Annotated in this window: 20 protein-coding genes, 2 tRNA genes and 1 rRNA gene; 5 read left to right on the top strand and 18 right to left on the bottom strand. The window is 35.8% G+C overall.

The annotated features are described in order from the left end of the window. Entirely contained in the window at window positions 1–687 is a 687-nt protein-coding gene (locus F5ESL0237_RS01255) for a response regulator (RefSeq protein ID WP_122024425.1), read from the top strand. A 43-nt stretch (window positions 688–730) separates the two neighbouring features. Here F5ESL0237_RS01255 and F5ESL0237_RS01250 read toward each other — a convergent pair whose 3' ends face one another. From F5ESL0237_RS01250 to F5ESL0237_RS01235, 5 genes are all read right to left on the bottom strand, one after another. Beyond that, entirely contained in the window at window positions 731–1729 is a 999-nt protein-coding gene (locus F5ESL0237_RS01250; protein WP_122024424.1) for an NAD(P)-dependent oxidoreductase, read from the bottom strand. 13 nt (window positions 1730–1742) lie between these two features. Then, window positions 1743–2822 carry an AEC family transporter gene (locus tag F5ESL0237_RS01245; protein WP_122024423.1) on the bottom strand — a complete coding sequence of 360 codons (1080 nt, stop codon included), beginning with the start codon at window positions 2820–2822 and terminating at the stop codon, window positions 1743–1745. Between the two features lie 267 nt (window positions 2823–3089). Further along, window positions 3090–3239 carry a hypothetical protein gene (locus tag F5ESL0237_RS08380; RefSeq protein ID WP_158592373.1) on the bottom strand — a complete coding sequence of 50 codons (150 nt, stop codon included), beginning with the start codon at window positions 3237–3239 and terminating at the stop codon, window positions 3090–3092. A 426-nt stretch (window positions 3240–3665) separates the two neighbouring features. Beyond that, window positions 3666–5039 (bottom strand): zinc ribbon domain-containing protein, encoded by a 1374-nt coding sequence (locus F5ESL0237_RS01240; protein ID WP_122024422.1) that lies wholly within the window; start codon window positions 5037–5039, stop codon window positions 3666–3668. 11 nt (window positions 5040–5050) lie between these two features. Next, a complete protein-coding gene (locus F5ESL0237_RS01235; RefSeq protein WP_122024421.1) occupies window positions 5051–5881 on the bottom strand; it encodes a zinc ribbon domain-containing protein in 831 nt (276 codons plus the stop codon). Window positions 5882–6175: 294 nt separating this feature from the next. On the opposite strand from F5ESL0237_RS01235, the gene F5ESL0237_RS01230 reads away from it, so the two are divergent. Further along, on the top strand, window positions 6176–7138 hold the full coding sequence (locus F5ESL0237_RS01230; RefSeq protein WP_122024420.1) for a D-2-hydroxyacid dehydrogenase: 963 nt from the start codon (window positions 6176–6178) through the stop codon (window positions 7136–7138). 37 nt (window positions 7139–7175) lie between these two features. Here F5ESL0237_RS01230 and F5ESL0237_RS01225 read toward each other — a convergent pair whose 3' ends face one another. Beyond that, a complete protein-coding gene (locus F5ESL0237_RS01225) occupies window positions 7176–7859 on the bottom strand; it encodes a dihydrofolate reductase family protein (protein ID WP_122021289.1) in 684 nt (227 codons plus the stop codon). A gap of 173 nt (window positions 7860–8032) precedes the next feature. On the opposite strand from F5ESL0237_RS01225, the gene F5ESL0237_RS01220 reads away from it, so the two are divergent. Further along, the gene (locus F5ESL0237_RS01220; RefSeq protein ID WP_122024419.1) at window positions 8033–8803 is read left to right on the top strand and encodes a MerR family transcriptional regulator; all 771 of its coding nucleotides are present in this window, start codon (window positions 8033–8035) and stop codon (window positions 8801–8803) included. A 206-nt stretch (window positions 8804–9009) separates the two neighbouring features. On the opposite strand, the gene F5ESL0237_RS01215 is transcribed toward F5ESL0237_RS01220, so the two are convergent. The 5 genes from F5ESL0237_RS01215 to F5ESL0237_RS01195 form a co-directional block, all read right to left on the bottom strand. Next, on the bottom strand, window positions 9010–9960 hold the full coding sequence (locus F5ESL0237_RS01215) for an alpha-L-rhamnosidase C-terminal domain-containing protein (protein ID WP_122024418.1): 951 nt from the start codon (window positions 9958–9960) through the stop codon (window positions 9010–9012). A gap of 88 nt (window positions 9961–10048) precedes the next feature. Further along, window positions 10049–10189, bottom strand: a complete 141-nt coding sequence (locus F5ESL0237_RS08515) for a hypothetical protein (protein WP_233551838.1) — start codon at window positions 10187–10189, stop codon at window positions 10049–10051. A 55-nt stretch (window positions 10190–10244) separates the two neighbouring features. Further along, entirely contained in the window at window positions 10245–10934 is a 690-nt protein-coding gene (locus F5ESL0237_RS01205) for a hypothetical protein (RefSeq protein ID WP_122024416.1), read from the bottom strand. A gap of 454 nt (window positions 10935–11388) precedes the next feature. Then, window positions 11389–11461, bottom strand: a tRNA-Thr gene (locus F5ESL0237_RS01200). A 69-nt stretch (window positions 11462–11530) separates the two neighbouring features. Further along, window positions 11531–12289: an NADPH-dependent oxidoreductase gene (locus F5ESL0237_RS01195; RefSeq protein ID WP_122024415.1), complete on the bottom strand. Its 759-nt coding sequence runs from the start codon at window positions 12287–12289 to the stop codon at window positions 11531–11533. A 142-nt stretch (window positions 12290–12431) separates the two neighbouring features. Between F5ESL0237_RS01195 and galE the strand changes: the two genes are divergently transcribed. Further along, window positions 12432–13421 (top strand): UDP-glucose 4-epimerase GalE, encoded by a 990-nt coding sequence (gene galE / locus F5ESL0237_RS01190; RefSeq protein WP_122024414.1) that lies wholly within the window; start codon window positions 12432–12434, stop codon window positions 13419–13421. 37 nt (window positions 13422–13458) lie between these two features. On the opposite strand, the gene F5ESL0237_RS01185 is transcribed toward galE, so the two are convergent. Next, window positions 13459–14007: a GNAT family N-acetyltransferase gene (locus tag F5ESL0237_RS01185; protein WP_122021283.1), complete on the bottom strand. Its 549-nt coding sequence runs from the start codon at window positions 14005–14007 to the stop codon at window positions 13459–13461. 164 nt (window positions 14008–14171) lie between these two features. Here F5ESL0237_RS01185 and F5ESL0237_RS01180 point away from each other — a divergent pair, with 164 nt between their 5' ends. Continuing rightward, window positions 14172–15536: an amino acid permease gene (locus F5ESL0237_RS01180; protein WP_122024413.1), complete on the top strand. Its 1365-nt coding sequence runs from the start codon at window positions 14172–14174 to the stop codon at window positions 15534–15536. 43 nt (window positions 15537–15579) lie between these two features. Here the strand turns inward: F5ESL0237_RS01180 and F5ESL0237_RS01175 are convergent, their stop codons facing one another. From F5ESL0237_RS01175 to rrf, 6 genes are all read right to left on the bottom strand, one after another. Then, complete coding sequence (locus tag F5ESL0237_RS01175; protein ID WP_122021334.1) at window positions 15580–15942, bottom strand: DUF956 family protein; 363 nt, start codon at window positions 15940–15942, stop codon at window positions 15580–15582. Between the two features lie 4 nt (window positions 15943–15946). Next, a complete protein-coding gene (locus tag F5ESL0237_RS01170) occupies window positions 15947–16861 on the bottom strand; it encodes a PTS system mannose/fructose/sorbose family transporter subunit IID (RefSeq protein ID WP_090093517.1) in 915 nt (304 codons plus the stop codon). A gap of 26 nt (window positions 16862–16887) precedes the next feature. Then, window positions 16888–17694 (bottom strand): PTS mannose/fructose/sorbose transporter subunit IIC, encoded by an 807-nt coding sequence (locus F5ESL0237_RS01165; RefSeq protein WP_122021280.1) that lies wholly within the window; start codon window positions 17692–17694, stop codon window positions 16888–16890. An 11-nt stretch (window positions 17695–17705) separates the two neighbouring features. Further along, entirely contained in the window at window positions 17706–18716 is a 1011-nt protein-coding gene (locus tag F5ESL0237_RS01160) for a mannose/fructose/sorbose PTS transporter subunit IIA (RefSeq protein ID WP_122024412.1), read from the bottom strand. A gap of 149 nt (window positions 18717–18865) precedes the next feature. Beyond that, window positions 18866–18938: transfer RNA gene (locus F5ESL0237_RS01155), tRNA-Asn, on the bottom strand. Window positions 18939–18949: 11 nt separating this feature from the next. Beyond that, window positions 18950–19066, bottom strand: a 5S ribosomal RNA gene (rrf, locus tag F5ESL0237_RS01150). Window positions 19067–19074: the final 8 nt, after the last annotated feature.

The following is a 19074-nucleotide window of genomic DNA, read 5'->3' as shown; positions in this document are numbered from 1 at the left end:
ATGTTACAGATTCTCATTGTGGAAGATGACCCCATGGTCAATTCAGTTGATAAACAGTACCTAATGAAAATAATTCCGCCCGCAAAAATGCAGCTTTATCAAGTAGATAGGGCAGATAAAGCTTTAGCCCTTGCGCAAAAAATGCAGCTTGATTTGGTCTTACTCGATATTTATTTACCTAAAATTTCAGGTACTGAGCTTCTTCACTTATTTATTGAGCACAATCTCCATCCGAATGTAATCATGTTATCAGCTGCTAAAGATAGCCAAAGCGTTAACCAAGCGTTAAACTATGGCGTACTCGATTACCTGGTAAAACCATTTTCTTTTGAGCGATTCCATAAGGCAATTGAGCATTTTCTAAAATATAATGAGGTATTAAACCAAGATCGACAATTATCGCAAACTGAACTCGATCAGATTTTCATTACACAAGATTTTGCTGGAGAAAAAGAAATTACTTCCTTGCCTAAAGGACTATCAAATTTTTCTCTTAACAAAATAAAGGCAATCATCGCAGAAACACCCGATTATTTTTCTAATCAGGAGATTGCCCGTAAGTCTAAACTCTCACGGATTACCACGAAAAAGTATTTAGATTATTTAGTAAAAACTAATGAATTAACAATCAAAACCCATTACCTAAAAGTAGGTCGACCAATTAAACTTTACAAAGCTAATAAATAAAAAGCGAACTATCAGTTGATAGCTCGCTTTTTTGTGTATTAACTTAGTCTAACTTAACGTCGTTATCAGTCTTACCTGTCTCTAAAACTTGGTGGAAGTTTTCATAGCTGACTGCAATCATATCCGTTAAAGCTGGACTCGTGTAAGAACCAATGTGCGGAGTTAGTAGAACCTTAGGATATAAATCAACTAACTGCTTAGTCAGTTCATTAGTGATATTGCCTTTAAAATCATGTCCCAGCACTTCAACTTCGTCCGGTAAAACATCACTAGCAAAACCAGCAATTTGATTTTGAGTGATTGCCTTAATAATAGCAGGATAATCAGCAAGTTGTGTTCTCGCCGTATTAACCAAAACAGCAGTTGGTTTCATTTTCTTTAAAAAGTCCGCATCGATTAAACGATCATTTTGACCTGGGAAATACGGCACGTGGATTGAAACAATATCTGATTTTGCTAGCAATTCATCCTGCTCAACAAATTCAACATATTGTTTAGCGAAGTCGCTTGGATAAGGATCATAGCCCAAGACTTTGGTTCCCATTCCACTATATAGCTGCGCTTCAGTCGCCCCAATTCGACCAGTTCCGATAATTCCCACAGTACTTGAATGAACTTCCCCAGAAAAAGTGGCGGTCGAAACACTAAAGTTTCCCTGCCTGGTCATATCGACTGCCAAAGCAGTATGTCTAAAGAGCATCATTCCTAAGGTCATTGCCAATTCGGCTACGGCGTATGGTGAATATGCCGGAACACGAGCAACTTTCATTTCATATTTGGCGGCAGTCTTAAGATCAATATGGTTAAAACCTACTGTTCTAGTAAAGACGTATTTAATGCCCCACTCATTTAATTTCGCCAAGTTTTGTGCGTCTGCCTTACAATTGGCACGTAACAAAACAGCATCTGCGCCTTTAGCAGTTTCAATATTATCGTGAGTTAACAATTCAGATTCCAATTGCACATCATAATGATATTTATTTAATTTCTTGAAGTAATCTACTTCATTTTCACGTACGCCATAAGCAACAATTTTAAACATAAAAACCTCCTAATTAATGAAATAATCCGCTTTGACTAAGAACACCGAGAAAGGCAATCCAAAATGGCATTGCCACTACCGCTAAAATTGTCGATACAAAGGATGCATTGGACGATAATACCGCCTCACGATCAAAGCTAATCGCATAAGACGAAGCAACGGCAGCGGTTGGCGTAGCCATCATAATAATGATTGTACCTAAGGCAACATAGCTAATCGGTAAGATGTTAGTCACATTTAAGATGACCAGTATTACCAAGTTAAGCAGTGGTACTAAGACAACCTTATTAAAACTGTAATACCAAGAAGTCTTGTTTCCCGCAGCTTTTTTAAATGAAGTCGAACCTAAAGTAGCACCGATTGATAGCCAAGCAAGTGGTGATGCCAGGTTAGCCAGATATTGCAGTGGTTTGTACAACCAAATTGCAGTCTGATCAATTCGGTAAAAGGCAACCTTAATTATTGGTGCACCAGGATTAATTATGCCATTAACAGCTTGTCTTACAGCAACCTGTGGCATATAATTTTGCACTAGCCACATAATCAGTCCCAAAAAAGTAGCAATTACCACCGGATTGACAAACATTTTTTTGATATTGCTTGCATTCATTTTCAAGCCAGACATCTTAATATAAGCATAAGAATATAAAAAAATTCGGTAGCCAATATTAAAAATCGAGCTATACATTATGCCCTTGGTACCAAAGACCGCACCAACAATTGGAATTCCAAAAAAGGTAGTTGAACCAAAAGTGGTTAAAATTGCTAGAACATCCCGCTTATCTTTAGGATACTTGGCATAAGAAATTGGGGTTACCAAAATCAAAATAATATAAATTACAATTCCCCAAATTAACACATTCATCCCTTGCGAAAAAGTTTCACCATTAATTGGCTGCATAAATGAGTTGAATGCCAAAGCCGGAAGCGCAACTGTTAAAACAATCTTAGATAAAAGCTTACCATACTTTTCTGTAAAGATATTACGCTTACGTAAATAAAAACCCAATAAAATAATAAAAATTGTTGATGTTACTGAGCTAACTATCGCAACATTGGAAAATGTCACTTGAATCGCTTTCGCAATATTCATCTTTCTCCTCCTAATTAATTACATATTTCACAATATATTTTAGTTTTAACCTCAATTTTTGATAATAATAGTAAATTAATGTAACCTTTTGTAACTTATGTAAGCGAAATCAAGTAAATATAAACGAACAATTTTACCAGTAAAGTAACTTGCATTTGTCGGAAAATTCAAGCTAGTAGAATATGTGAATAAAAAAACAAAACAAAAGCATCCTATTTGATCTTCACAAAATAGAATGCTTCTTAACATTATTTTTGTATGAGCTATTTAAAATTCATCAAAGCCGTCTTCTTCTTGCTCTGCTACATGGCTTACCTTCTTATGAACTGGCGATTGCTCAAAAAAGGCATACATAATTGCTGCCATTACCACAGCAAAAATTGCTGCTCCAGGTGCTGCATAAGTTTGAATTGCCAAAGATATGCCAATGATTGAACCAGAAACTAAATTTACGTAAAAATCATCTGGTTGAAGCCCTGTTATTCGACAAAATTTTTAGCTAAACGCCGGAAGCCCTAAAAGTGACCATACCCGTTAATTAGTTTAATCATTAACCTTAATTCAGTAACCCAATTTATTAAGTTCAGGATAGTCTTTAAGATTAAGTTTTCGCCCACTCTTTAATGAAAACACATATGCAGTATTCCAAAAAAGGAAATTTCCTTTAAAAAATAGTGGAACAATACTTGCTTTTTTCATGATAATTCTTACGCAATTTATTAATTTTAAGTTCTCCTATTATTTTGAAATTTAATAGATTGATGATCTTTTATCTTGGCCAATTTACTCATCAATGTAATTTGAAACTAAATAAGCACATCACATGTGATGTGCCCTATTAGCTTAGTTATTATACTTTTTATCACTGATAATCTTTCCATTACCGATTGCTTTAATTTTTTGTGAAGCATCATCGTCATCACCATTTTGGTGGAAGACGCAACCAGAATATAGCATTACTTGTTTATGCTCATAATCATCATGCTCAAAAGTGTAAGTTATCTTATAGACAACATTACTACTATTATCTGGCGCAGGCGAAATGGAAACAATGCTACAATCCATATCATAAGAAATTATTTCGTCATTGTCATTAAAGTTACCAATCTGCTCATGCAGTTCTTGGTAACCCTTATTTTCCGCGCCACCAACAAATGCATCTTCAGCTGGATCCTCAAAGTTGTCTTCCAAGATATTTTTGGCATCATCCTCGCTGATTAAGCCCGGCCATTCAGGCTTAACGACATTACTACTACTATCATCGTCATCATCAAAGCCTAGATCATCATAATCAACTACCTTTGATCTGATTGCCTTGCCGTCAACCTTCATCATGACATAAATCTTCATGTCATCCGTAGCAGGATATTCGTTAAATACTTTTTCGCCGTTCTTATCTAACATACCAACTTTTTTCTCGTTAATATAGACATCCGCACCAGGAGAGCTTTTAACCGTAAAATTGACGGTCTTGATATTCATATTAATTGCACTATTTGAAAAAATATTGGCGCTTTTATCAGCAGTTAACTTATGACCAGCAGCAGTCGATTTAACTACAATATGATATTTTCCAGGAAAAAGTGGCTGTACCTGCTTATAATAACTTTCACCACTACCATTAACCCCACCGATTTTTTCATCATTAACATAAATCGTCGAATTGGCATGATTAGTCTTAATATGTGGTGTAAAAGTCTTAAATTTTAACGTATATTTAGGGAAAAACAGTAAGTACCGTCCTGACTGTACTAACGAAACGTCTTCATAAGTATCACCATACTTAAAAGCTTCTGCCATCTTATCGGCATCACTACTGTGATCAAAATAATAATTTTGCGTTGGCTTCAAAGCCACATTAGTGACATGCACACTAGGATTATCCGAGGTAACATAGTCCGCTAAATTTGCCCGCGGATTTTTTAAATACGCAGTAATCTGATCAACTTGATTTTTCCGTTGATAATGATTTGAGCCCCAAGCATAAAAAGCAATGAAAGCAACAACCAAAACGCCCACAATGCTCAAAATTATCTTAGTTTTCTTTTTCATCGGCTGGCGCGGATTATTGTTAGCAGCTTGCCGGGGCGTCTGATCCATTCGGTATTCCTGCCGACTTTGCTTATTATTAGACAGCTTTGCGCCACAGTTGGAACAAAACTCCTCGTTTTCGTTAACTGGTTGTCCACAATTTGGACAAAATTCATTTTTATTCATCTTTACACCATCTACATTGAACCATTAAAACCTGAAATAATTTGATTAAAAATTGACCGTAAAACGGAATTATAAATAAGTGAGTTCATTACCAAACTACAAATAAAAATAATACCAAAAGCAAGCAAAGCACCATATGCTTTATCCCGTCGAGCACCGTTATTTGCTAGCAAGGCCACTTCTTGACCAATAAAGAACAAACCAAATAATAGTAAAACTAAAAATAAAGTAAGTCTGATACTATTAAGTCCTAAAACCATTAATAAAAAGAAAATGACTGTCAAAATCAAATTTAGGTTACTAGCATGGATACCGCGGTTAACAAAATCTAATAGATTAATTTGCTCATCATAAATAAATTTATATGCCACAAAGTGACTACCAATCACAATAACTTGGAAAATCAGGACAATTAAAAATACCCGAAAGACAATGCCAAAAGAAATATCAAAATTGCCCCAACTTCTAGTATCGCCCCCGAAATGATTGACTAAGCCAATTGCACTGGTAATAACTGACTTAGCAAAGAAATATAATCCAGTAACAAATAAAACATCTTCAATTAAAATTGTTACCCAGCCGTACCAGCTTTGAGCAGCTAAATTGCTAGTTGCGGGACATTTCCATGATTCAACCAGCCATTCCCAATAATTTTGCAAATAGCTACCAGAATTAACATGTTGCTGATTAACTTCAGCCACAACTGGTGCAGTTTTTTTAGTTACAGTAGTAGCCTGCTCCGGCTCTTTTTCTAACGTAATTGAACGTAAATCGCTACCGCATTTAGTACAAAAATTAACCCCATTTTCCATCAGGGCACCACAATTAGGGCACTTTTTCATTACTTGCTCCTTACATTTATAACAACATTATATGTGTATTAACTACTTTCATCAGCTCCCAAAATCTGGAATAGCAATATTGGATAGTAAAACATCTTCTTCCCACTTTGTCTTTTACCCAAATAACTAAACTATATATAAAAAAAGCTAAAAAGGCAGAACACTAATTCATTGTAAAATTATCTATTTTTACTGTCAAATTGTAGTATTAGGCTGGATTGAACTGCTTCATAGTTGGTACTTTTGCAAACTGTAGTAAACTAGAAGTTAAAAATGAACAAATGAGGTTAAAAAATGAAAATTGTAAATTTAGATAGTTATGCCTTAAACCCCGGTGACCTTGATTGGACACCCCTTAAGCAGTTGGGCGAATGTACCATTTATGATCGAACACCAGTTGATGATGACGGCGAGATTTTGCGCAGAATCGGTGATGCCGAAATAGTATTAACTAATAAAACACCATTAAATCGAAGTGTTATCACCAAAGCACCTAATCTTAAATACATTGGAGTCACCGCGACCGGGTACAATGTGATTGATACTGCGGCTGCACGGGCAGCTAACATCCCGGTTACTAATATTCCAACTTACGGCACCGATGCAGTAGCACAATTTACTTTTGCTCTACTCCTTGAAATCACTAGCCAAGTTGGTTTGCACAATAAACTGGTTCACGAGGGACGCTGGAGCAACAATCCTGATTTTACTTTTTGGGCAAAACCATTAATCGAACTGCAAGGTAAAACAATGGGATTAATTGGCTTTGGCAGCATCGCTCAAAAAGTCGCTGAAATCGCCCATGCCTTTGCAATGAACGTTATTTTTTATAATCATCGGCCAAAAACAAATCTTCCAGACTACGTAAAACAAGTTAGTCTGGATGAATTATATCAACAAGCCGACATTATTAGTCTTCACGTGCCACAAGCACCTGAAACAACTGAAATGATTGACCGAGAAGCAATTACCAAGATGAAGGATGGCGTTCTATTACTTAATACAGCACGCGGGGGGTTGATTAACGAGCAAGATGTTGCTCACGCTTTGAATAATGGTAAAATTGGAGCAGCTGGTGTTGATGTTGCCGAGCAAGAACCAATTCCGGTAAACAGTCCGCTCTTAACTGCAAAAAATTGTTACATTACACCACATATTGCGTGGGCACCAAAAGAAACACGTAAGCGCCTGTTAGATATTACAATCAACAACTTATCAGCTTTCTTAAACGGAAAAGCCGTTAATGTCGTTAATTAAAAAAATAAGCTGCAAAATTAATCTTTGCAGCTTATTTTTATTCACCTTTTTTAAAAATTAAATGTAATCCGCCGTCTGGCAGTTTTTTGATAAAATCTATTTTAAATTGATCATCAATTCTACTAGTTGTTTCAAAAGTAGTCTTAATCTCGCGGTCACCATTGACATATGGCGAGATGACGAGAGAAATTTCATCGACTAAGTGCTGCTCTAAAAAGACACCATTAATTCTAGCACCACCACAAAGAGCTAATTTTTCAATGCCAAAATGCGCTCTTAGCTTAACTAAAACTTCCTTTAAGTTAAAATTCTCCTCTCCAGAAACAATATAGGGGATTTCCATTGTACGCAGAAAGGACAAATATTCTTTTCGTGCCTTTTTCGTAACAACTTCAATTGCTCGCATTTGTTGATTATGATATAGAAAATAATTTTTATTCCAACCACATTTTCCCTTACGATCAAAGGCAACAGCCCAAGTCGCTGATTCAATATCAGGTAGCCAATCTTCATACTTAATTCCAGCAGTACTGTATTGACTCAAATCAAGTGTTTCAGGAGCAGCATACATTTGAATCGTCCGCCGACCATTGCCATCAGCATTACTTAAAACAAATAGTTCATCATTATAATATTTGCTTGACGCAGGGCTATCACATTTACCATCAATTTTACCGTCAATCGTGACATACATATGAACTACTACTTTTGCTCTATCCATTTTTGCCTCCTTTTAATTTAAATCAAATATAATCCTTCAAGTATACTTGAAGTCAAGAAGAGAACAGAATATTTTACCTGAGTTAAAAATATTTAAATTTATTGCTATATTTCCCTTGACCTTGACGTAGCGTCAACAATTATACTTCAAAATGTAAGTGAGGAGATTTAATTATGTCGTATTCAATCACCGAATTAGCTAAATTAACAGGAATTTCAACGAGAACTTTGCGTTTTTACGATAAGACGGGACTACTAATTGCCCGTCGTAATACTAAAAATAATTATCGTTATTATGACAAGGCCGAAGTTGATCAACTACAAAAGATAATGTTTTTAAGATTATTTGACTTGCCTTTAGCGCAAATCAAAAAAATCATGCAAAGTTCTACTGCAATCCAATACCAAGCTTTAAAACAACAACGTCAAAAAATAATAGCTGAGAAAAACCGATTAACGGCATTGATTGATAACCTAGATCAAACACTTACATCGATGAAAGGAAAAACACCCATGAACATGAGCGATCAAGAAAAATTTATTGCCTTTAAAATGCAAAAAATTAATGATAATGAAAAAATGTATGGCAAAGAAATTCGTACTAAATATGGTAATGATCTTATTGATACGAGTAAGCAAAAAGTCTATGCTCTGTCCAAAAAAGAATTTGATCATTTAGAACAAATCACTAAACAAATTTTGATTCAGTTAAAGCCACTAGTTGGTACTACTGATTTCCAACAAACTGCTGCTAAACAACTTTTTACTTTACATAAAGAATATTTACAGATGATGTGGCCTAGCCAGTTATATTCATCCACGAATCACAAAAATTTGGCTACAATGTATGTTTGTGATGAACGATTTAAGAAATACTATGAAGAGGGTACTGGTATGGAAGGTGCCGCCCAAACTTTAAAAGATATTATTAATTATTATGCTTAAAGAGCTTAATAAATAAAAGGACATTTTGTTATTTTTACAAATTGTCCTTTTTGTCTGATTAAATCTTATCTGGTTAGCAGAAGTAGCCTAAAAGACAGTTATAAGTCGAACTTAAAGACAAATTGATCATCTAATAATCCAATATTGAATCAAGCATTCTTTTAACCACCATGCATCATATCAAAAGAATACTACTTTCTCCTAGCTTAAGCTATTAGAAATTGATAAGTACCTGATTTCACTGTGATTCTTGTATTTTCAACACTTGCTTGTGGATACTTTTTTAAAAACTTATCCGTATCCGGCGGATAAATAGTGGCTTTACATCCTGCAGGAATGCTAAATTTATATATCCCATTCCTAAGTTGGATAGTAAATAAACCATTTACACTTAAATACTTCATTTGAAAATCATTAACTATGCCTTTGAACTTCGGGTTAATTGCAACTTCTTTATATCCTGGCTTGATTACATTTAAACCAACAACATTTCTTATAAACCAATCAAGGACACGCCCCATAGCGTAATGATTAAAGGAAAATGTCCCTACTTTACCATCAGGTTGAATCCCCGCCCAAGATTCCCAAATAGTAGTAGCTACATGGTCAACTTCATATAACCAAGACGGGCACTTATCCTGTAAAAATAATTGCTTAGCTAATTCTATTTCATCATTATCAACTAGTACGTCTAATAAATATGGAACAGACAAAAAGCCAGTATCTAGGCAGTCATTGTTATCATGTATTAGTTCTACTAGCCTAGCTAACAATTGCTGTTTAAGATTATGGTCTTCAACCATATCAAACGCCAGTGCCAAAACATAGCATCCCTGATAATCGCTAGTTAACTTGCCAGCTTTTACAAATTTATTAGTAAAGGCTATTTTTACCTTATTAGCATATTCAATATACTGATTACTATCTTCACCTAAAAGGTTGCTTATTTTAGCAAGAAGTATTGCAGAGTGTGCTAAAAATGCGTTCGCAACTAAATCTTTAGTTGCTTTAGCTGACTTCATCGAATCTGGATTTCCAATCATCATACTTGGAAACATCCAATCACCATAGTGAAAAGTAGTATCCAAAATGTAACAGTCATTGCCCTTTTTATCTGCAGCAGCAATTTTTACACTATAATTATGCCACTTCATCATAGTTTTCTAGCAATATTTCCTTGTGTCCATATCTTTGATACAGAGTCCAAGGTACCATGATGAGTGGCATCGCCCCAGCCAGCTGGACTCAAAATACCTTTAAAATCAAGCGTACTTTGGTAAAAATCTTCAGTATCATAATAAAAAGTTGCAGCTGGTGCGAAACTTGCATATCACAGGTCCAACCTACACGTTCACATTGCAGACAATCAGTTGGAATAGACAACATATTGCCACGCTGCCTCCATTTAATGTTTTGTAGTAGACGATTTATTCGCTGTGCTCTACCTCGCATCCACATGCAATAGAGCATACAGTTCTTTGCCTCGCTGTTTAACAATATCTGTAATTGATAAAACATACTCTTCAAAAGTTGATTTACCTGATAATTTTTGTAGTGAAATATTATCCTTAGTACCCTTTTCTGTAAAACTCCATAAGTAGTTCTTATCAATAAAATCAGTATAGGTAGTAAAATTTTTAAAATAAAAATCGTTCAATACAATTAAAAATTTATCAAAGAAATCATTGTATGGCACTCGAGCCCTCTTAGGATTAATTCCACCATGAACTGGCAAAATAAAAAAATTACCTAATTGATAATTATTACATAGTTGATAATATGAATGACCGTTCTTATCAGTAGCCTCAAACTCAAAAATCTGGTCACTATTATGTGGTGTATATTTTTTAATAATACCAATAATTTCTAACTGTTTTTTTCGATCTAAAAAACGATAGTAACTACCATAGTACTTTTTTACCGCTATTCTATAAGTATTCAACGTATCACCCGCATGATTTTTTTCGTCAAACCAAGGAAAAAGCTTATGATAAATACTATTTGTTAATTCGGTGCAATCCGCTTCTTTCCCTTGCGTTAAAAAATCAAACCTTATAGTCTGTTCCTCATCTAAAGACAAGAAATCATCTAAAGTTATTTTATTAATTCCAGAATATTCTGTAAGTTTCATTTAACACCTCTAAAAAATCAGTTACTTCTTTGAAAAATCCAAGTATCCCTCATATTGCTATAAAGCTATCCTTCTTTCCTTTCTAATATCAACAGCTATTGGAATCTGCCCCATTCTAAATTATTAAAAAAATATTCCGCGAATAAAATTATACTCCCATGCTACCACACTATAAGAATATATACCGAGTGTTTGCTAAATAATTTCAAGCTAATTAGTCTACTACCAGATTTAAGAATTCTGAAGATTAATAAATTTTTAGGTACAAAAAATAGCGGGCACAAAGCCCATTATATCGTCTTCTAGTCTGCCTCTAATGACTTTTTCGTACACACAACTTTTTTCTTTGTACATTTTTTGTGCATGAGAACCTTTATTAACGAAAATCAACCTTAACTTATCTTCGAAAAAGGTTGATAAATCAAGGTTGATTACTTTGAATTACTATTAAAAATGCTGATTGCCAGAATCGAACTGGCGACCTTTTCTTTACGAGGGAAACGCTCTACCAACTGAGCTAAATCAGCGCTTTTTGTAACATTCAAATTATACCAAAACAAAAAAAGTCATGCAATCAAATGAATGACTTTTATTTATTATTTCCAGTCAAGACATAAGCCCTGCTGATGCAGCAATTGAGGTAACTGGTCGCGATCAATTTTTTTATTATCCAACTTGGCCCCGGTTATTTGTTTGGTAAAAGAATCAATGCGGTGATTAGTTGCTCGTAAATCATAATATTTTTCCACAGTTTGGTCATAGTCTTTTAACTCAGCAACATTGAAATTTTGTGGATAATTATTTTCAAACGTAGTGAATTTTAGGGGTAAACGTGGCTTTAATTGTGGGTTTTGATTGGGGACCCCTACCTGCATCCCCAGTGCAGGAAAAGTTAGTTTCGGTAAATCCAGCACCTCAAGTAGTGCTAGTGGATGGTCATTAATTGTCCCCAGTGGCACATAACCTAGTCCCATACTTTCCACCGCATTAGCCACATTTTGCCATGCAAGTAAGGTATCGTCCATTCCTTGCATAAAAAGATCAGTTGTATGCACTCGACCATCATCTTGACCTAGTTGCTGGCGAATCTGCTGATTACGATACAGATCAACTATAAAAATAAATAAGTCGCCTTCTGCCCCTACATACTTTTGGTTACACAATTGCCGTATTTTTGCTCGTTTTTCCTCATCAGTAATGTGCAAGAGAGTCGTATTTTGCATAAATAGACTTGTAGCCGTATGCTGAAAAACTGTGAATAAGGTTGTTAATTGTTCGGTTGTTAACGATTGAGCTTTAAACTTTCTAATCGATCTGTGATTAATTTGCTGATCAATGGTTGAATTGTGAATCATTGGCTTACTTCCCCTCTGAATTGACTTACTTAAAATTAATGTAGTGCAAAAACTACCTGGTGTCAATTAGTAGTAATTTATATAAATAATTTACCAATTTATGCTAAAATCTATTTAAACGGTTACAAAAATGGAGGCAAAAATGCGTATATTAGTTATTGGTGGAGCCGGCTACATAGGTTCAAATGCAGTTAAACAATTACTGGATAACGGGTACGAAGTAGTTGTGCTTGATGCTTTATACACAGGTCATCGTCTGGCTGTAGACAATCGCGCCAAGTTTTATCAAGGCGACCTTAAAAATAAATTTTTAGTAAGTCAAATTCTGCGTAATGAAAAAATTGATGCTGTTATGCACTTTGCAGCCTATTCACTAGTACCAGAGTCAATGAAAAACCCCCTCAAGTATTACGATAATAATGTTTGGGGAATGATTGCCCTTCTTGAGGCAATGCGGGATGCAAGGGTGAATTACCTGGTCTTTTCTTCTAGTGCTGCGACTTATGGCATCCCTAAAAAGTTACCAATTACTGAAGATTCACCATTAAATCCAATTAATCCATATGGTGATACCAAATTAATGATGGAAAAAATCATGCACTGGGCCGACAAAGCTGATGGTATTAAATCAGTTGCACTAAGATATTTTAACGTTGCCGGGGCATCAAACGATGGACAAACAGGTGAAGACCATGCACCTGAAACACATCTTATTCCCAATATTTTAAATAGTGCTGTTAAGGGTGATAATAAGTTCACCATTTTTGGGGATGACTATGATACACACGATGGTACTAATGTACGTGACTACATTCAAGTAACCGATTTAATCGATGCTCATATTTTAGCACTACAATATTTAATCAAAACTAACCTATCAGATGTCTTTAATTTAGGTACTGAACACGGCTACTCCAATTTAGAAATTTTGCAAGCTGCGCGCAAGGTTACCGGAATTCAGATTCCATACACAATCGGACCAAGACGTAGCGGTGATCCGGATAGTCTTGTTGCTGATTCTACTAAAGCTAGAACCATCTTACATTGGCAGCCCCAATTTGAAAGTGCTGAAGATCTCATTGCAAGTGCATGGCAATGGCACCAAGCTCATCCTCATGGTTATGAAGATTAAACTAAAATTGTACTGGTAAATATTACCAGTACAATTTTTAGTTGGTAGAATTAATCACGGTATATAAATCTATATCACAAAACTGGTCGTGATTTTTTACTTCATCTTTCAATAATGCAACGTGGTCAAATTTTAGTCTCTGGGCTATTGCTCTACTAGCTTTATTTCGATGATCGACCAAGAGGTTTAACCGGTGTAATTTTAACTCAGAAAAAGAGATATCTATCAAATGTCTCACTACCTCGGTCATAATGCCCTTACCCTGATATTTCTGGCCAAGCCAATAACCAATTTCCGCACTTTGATGATTTAGCTTTATATCATGCAGATCAACCATACCCGCTGGTTGGTTATTCACAAGGATCACTAATGCCAATTTTTTATATTCCGCGGTCTCACTTCGCATAAGCTTAATAAAAGCAAGTTCATCCTGAAGCGCATTTATTTCATTCGCCCAAGGCAAGAAGCGTGATAATTCTGATCGATCCTGCTCAATAAGATTATATAAACTTTGCGCATGACTTGTTTCCGGGAAAACTAACTTAATGGATAAATTGTTCAACGAAAAAGTAGCTAAAACAAACATTGATTATCTCCTTTAATAAATCCTTAATTAAACTCATCATACAATTATCAAAATAATTGTCAACTCAAAAAAATCTCATCTTTATATAAGCATGTCAATTTAATAAATGCTATAATCGACTATTGTAATATCAATGTAATATTTTATAGTTTCGGAGAAATCTAATGAATGAAAAAGATGAAGAAAACAATAATAGTGGTTATGAACGAACCCTAACTAACGCCCATATTCAATTAATTGCCTTAGGCGGAACAATCGGCACCGGCTTATTTTTAGGTGTCGGCAATAGTATCCGCCGAGCTGGTCCAAGTGTCCTCTTAATTTACGTTATTGTGGGAATTTTTTTATTTTTATTAATGCGTGCTCTAGGTGAACTAATTGTTTCAGATTTGTCAAAGCATACCTACATCGACTTTATCAAAAAATACTTAGGTAAAGATATAGGTCTGATTTCAGGTTATCTTTATTGGATTAGCTGGGTCACATTGGGGATGGCTGAAATGACTGCTCTAGGAATTTATTTCCAATATTGGTTTCCTCGACTGCCAACTTGGCTACCTGGATTAATAACGGTGGCAGTATTATTAATTATTAACTTACTGTCCGCTCGTTTTTTTGGTAATTTGGAATTTAGTTTTGCAATTATTAAAATTGTAACAATTATTGCCTTCGTCATTTTAGTCTTTTACCTCTTATTAACAGGTAGCAAAACTAGTCTGGGGCCAGTTACTTTTGCCAATCTAAACAGTCACGGTGGCCTATTTGCCAAAGGTAGCATTGGCTTCTTCGCTGGCTTTCAGATGGTTATCTTTAGTTTTGTCGGCGTAGAACTAGTTGGTTTAACTGCAGCCGAAGCCCAAAATCCAGCCAAAACCATAAAAAAAGCAATTAACGAAGTACCTATGAGAATCATCTTATTTTATGTTTTAGCAATTGTGGCGATTTTAGTCGTAATTCCCTGGAATAAGGTTGCGACTAACTCCAGTCCTTTTGTCCAAACCTTGGCTGCAACTGGTATCCAAAATGCTGGCTCACTAATTAACTTTGTAGTAATTTCCGCAGCTGTTTCAGCTACTAATAGTTTTTTGTACAGTGCAGGTAGACTACTTTTCTCGGTTACCTATCAAGGCAAAGGTAAGTGGAACCATACTTTTGGCCAGTTACACCGAAAACTTCCACAAAACGCACTTATCCTATCTGCTGTTTTAATGGAATTAGCTCCCTTAGTTATCATTTTAATTGGAAATAATGCATTTAATTTTATTTCTTCGACTTCAACTAGTATGTTCTTGATTATTTGGTGTCTAATGTTGCTTACCCATATTGCATATCGTAAACAAACAAAGGAACAAGACTTGACTGATTTTAAGATGCCATGGTTTCCTTATTTAGATTTTGCTACTCTGGCCTTCTTTATCATAATGATTATTTTATTACTCTTTTTGCCAGAAAATCGAATTGCAATGATTGCCGCACTATTAATTTTTATTATTTTATTTAGTTTAGTTAAAATTCGCCATCAAGAATAAACATAGATAACAAAAAATCTTAGATCTTTTGATCTAAGATTTTTTAATTATGTATCAACCTTTGCTTTATTTTTTGCCATAACCCCAATGCTTGCCGCATTCGGTCAGCTGGAACATAATTTCTAATTGCACGTAAAGTTTTCTTATTATTTCGTGTAGAAAAAATAAATTTACCATTTACTTTCGTTCGAATTTCAAACCTTGGAATATATCGACCACCGAAATGGACGTCCGCTACAATATAAGTTACTTCTGCCCATGGAATTTGGACATAATCAGAAATATTACGATCATTATAAAATTCAAATGCTTTATTTCCAATCATGGCTTTGCCATAAGTTGAAATTCCCCGAAACCATGTTGCACTAGTAGTAAAATCAACCTTGTTGTTACTTGATTCAACCATTTTATTAGAGTACATGCAAAACGTGTAAGCCAACACCAATAATGAAAATAGCAATAATAATCACTATTGGGGATACTTTCTTCTTCAAAAGCCACATACACAAGAAGGTTAATAATAAACCAGCTAAACCAGGAATCAAGGTATCCAAATTATTTTGCAAGGTAGTTACCTTAAATTTAGTCAAGGATAAACCATTACTTTGAGCAATTAAAGCTTGTTGGATTCCTTTAGCACCTGCTGGCAGAGTATTCCAATCAATGTAACCGCCCTTTTGAATTGGCGTTTGGGAAACAATTGGCGTAAATTTAATATTGACCCAGCGTTCAATTAAAGAACCTAGGACAAACATTCCCATCATGGACGCTCCACGCGTTACCTTTTGCAGTAATCCGCCTGACATATCATTAGTAATCGCTGAACCTGCCCGATAGCCAAATTCCTGTGTATACCACATAAAGGCAATTCTAATTACATTCCATATAACAAAGAATAAAACTGGTCCTAAAATGTTGCCCTGAATTGCCATTGAAGCACCTAATGCTCCAACGATCGGACGCACAGTATACCAAAAGACTGGGTCACCAACCCCAGCTAAGGGACCCATCATTCCAACCTTAACTCCTTGGACTGCTTCGTCACCAACCGGAGCACCGTTAGCTTTATCCTCTTCTAAAGCTAAGGTAACACCTAAAATTGGTGAAACCAAATAAGGGTGCACGTTAAAAAATACTAAATGGCGCTCTAGTGCTGCCGCCATGTCCTCTTGATTAGGATATAACTTTCGTAATGCTGGAATTAGGGAATAAGCAAAACCGCCATTTTGCATTCTTTCATAGTTCCATGAAGCCTGCAAAAATTGTGAATGCCACATGACTTTGAAGCGATCGGCTTTAGTTAATTTTATTTTTTGATCAGCCATAATAAACTCCTCCTCTAAATATCACTTTAATAATCATCAATAATATCGCCGAGTGGATCGCCGGTACCTTCATTATTTGTACTTGAATTATTGTTATTGCCTTGAGATTCAAGTGCTAAGTACATTAAGGCCATTGCTAAACCAATTGCACCTAAAGCGATTAAAGTTAAGTCCTTAATTGCAGCTAAAGCAAACCCAATCGCAAAGAATGGCCAAACCTCACGGCTTGCCATCATGTTAATTACCATTGCATAACCCACTGCTACAACCATGGCACCACCAATTGACATACCTTCGTTAAGCCAAGTTGGCATTAAGCCTAGCCAATATTTAACCGTTGAAGCTGGAATTGCCAAGAGCAATGCAGCGGGCACAGCAATTCTTAATCCTTGTAAGCAGACTGCTATCCATTGCCACATATTAATTTTGCGCCAATTACCTTTTTTAGCATCAGCATCCATGATATGTGCAATAGCAGTTGAAATTGTTCTGACAATCATTGTTAAAAACAAACCAGCAACTGCTAAAGGCATTGCGATACCAGTTGCCATTCCAATTCCTTTAGTACCTTGTCCGCTTTGAACTAAAATAATGGCAGATGCAACCGATGCTAGAGCTGCATCTGGAGCAACAGCAGCCCCAATATTAGCCCAACCAAGGGCAATCATTTGTAATTGCCCACCTAAAATAATACCTAAATCTAAATGTCCTGTTACTAAACCAATTAGTGTACAAGCAACCAAAGGTTGATGAAATTCCCACTGGTCCAAAATACCTTCCATACCTGCAAGAAAGGCAACAAGAACCACTAAAACCATTTGAATAGTGTTCATATTATACTCCCCTATTTATTCTGCTCATTAAGCAAACTTTGCGCTTTACTTAAAATTGCATCCATGTTGCCAGGTTTATCATTTGGCACTTTACGCACATCAAACTTAATACCCATTTTTTCAAGTTCACGAAAAGTGTCTACATCTTCTTGATTCATCGATAAAACGTTATTAGCATTTACATCACCAACACTATATGACATTGAACCCACATTGATTGTTTTTATGTCGATTCCCGCCTTAACTACTTTTAATACATCTTCTGGATTTTCAAAAAGAAGTAAAGCATGAGTATTACCAAAGCGCGAATCATTAGCAATTTCCACCATTTTTTGTAATGGTACGGTATGCGCTTTAACACCAGCAGGGGCAGCTTCACGAATCATGCTTTTGCGCATATCATCTTTAGCAACACGATCTGATACAACAATTACACGATCTGGATGCATTGCTGGAATCCAACCTGTGGCAACTTGTCCGTGTAATAAACGTGAATCAATTCTAGCCAATACATATTTTATATGACCATCACCAACTACTGTTCCTTCTGGAATAGATTTATTCTTAATTTCTTCAGATTTATCTGATGAAGCAACTGTCTGCGTTTGCATCTCAGACATCAAATTAGTCGGCTTGGTCTTAATGCCATCCTTTGCTGGAGCAATGATTGCTGTTGCAATTTCATGAGCACTAGCCTCTGGATTAGTCATTCTTTGTGTTAAAGCCTCAACGACCATTGGTAAATTCATTCCAGAAACCACTGCCCAGGATGGATGACTTTCAAGTAATCCGCTAGCCTGGTTAAACGGAGTACCACCCCATAAATCAACTAATAGCAGTACTTCATCTTGGCTATCGAATGAAGAAATCGACTCTTCCATTTTTCCTCTAATATCATCTGGTCCCTCATCAGGTCTCAAAATGACATGAGCAAAATTGGATTGCTCGCCAAAGAGCATTTCTGCAGATTGAGCAATTCCATCCGCAAAGCCACCATGGCTTGCCAATACAATTCCTACCATGAAAATTCCTCCTTTAAATAAAATATATATATACTTATATTGTACCTTTTAAAAGCGGTTAAGTCACGCACTCACTAAACTTTTAGTGCCACTAATTTAATTTTCATAAACAAAAAAAGAAGGTCTAATGACCTTCTTTTTTAACCTTGCTCCGGCTGTCAGACTCGAACTGACGACATCTTGATTAACAGTCAAGCGCTCTACCAACTGAGCTAAGCCGGAATATTAAAAAAGCACGGCAACGTCCTACCCTCGCAGGCAGTCTCCCACCAACTACTCTCGGCGTTAAGAAGCTTAACTTCTGTGTTCGGCATGGTTACAGGTGTTTCCTTCTTGCTCTTGCCACCGTACTTCTTTT

The organism is Lactobacillus sp. ESL0237 (assembly GCF_003692985.1).
GTDB classification, from domain to species: Bacteria; Bacillota; Bacilli; order Lactobacillales; family Lactobacillaceae; genus Lactobacillus; species Lactobacillus bombicola.
Note: the sequence above shows the minus strand (reverse complement) of the source record. Positions and strands in the feature narration are given on the sequence as shown.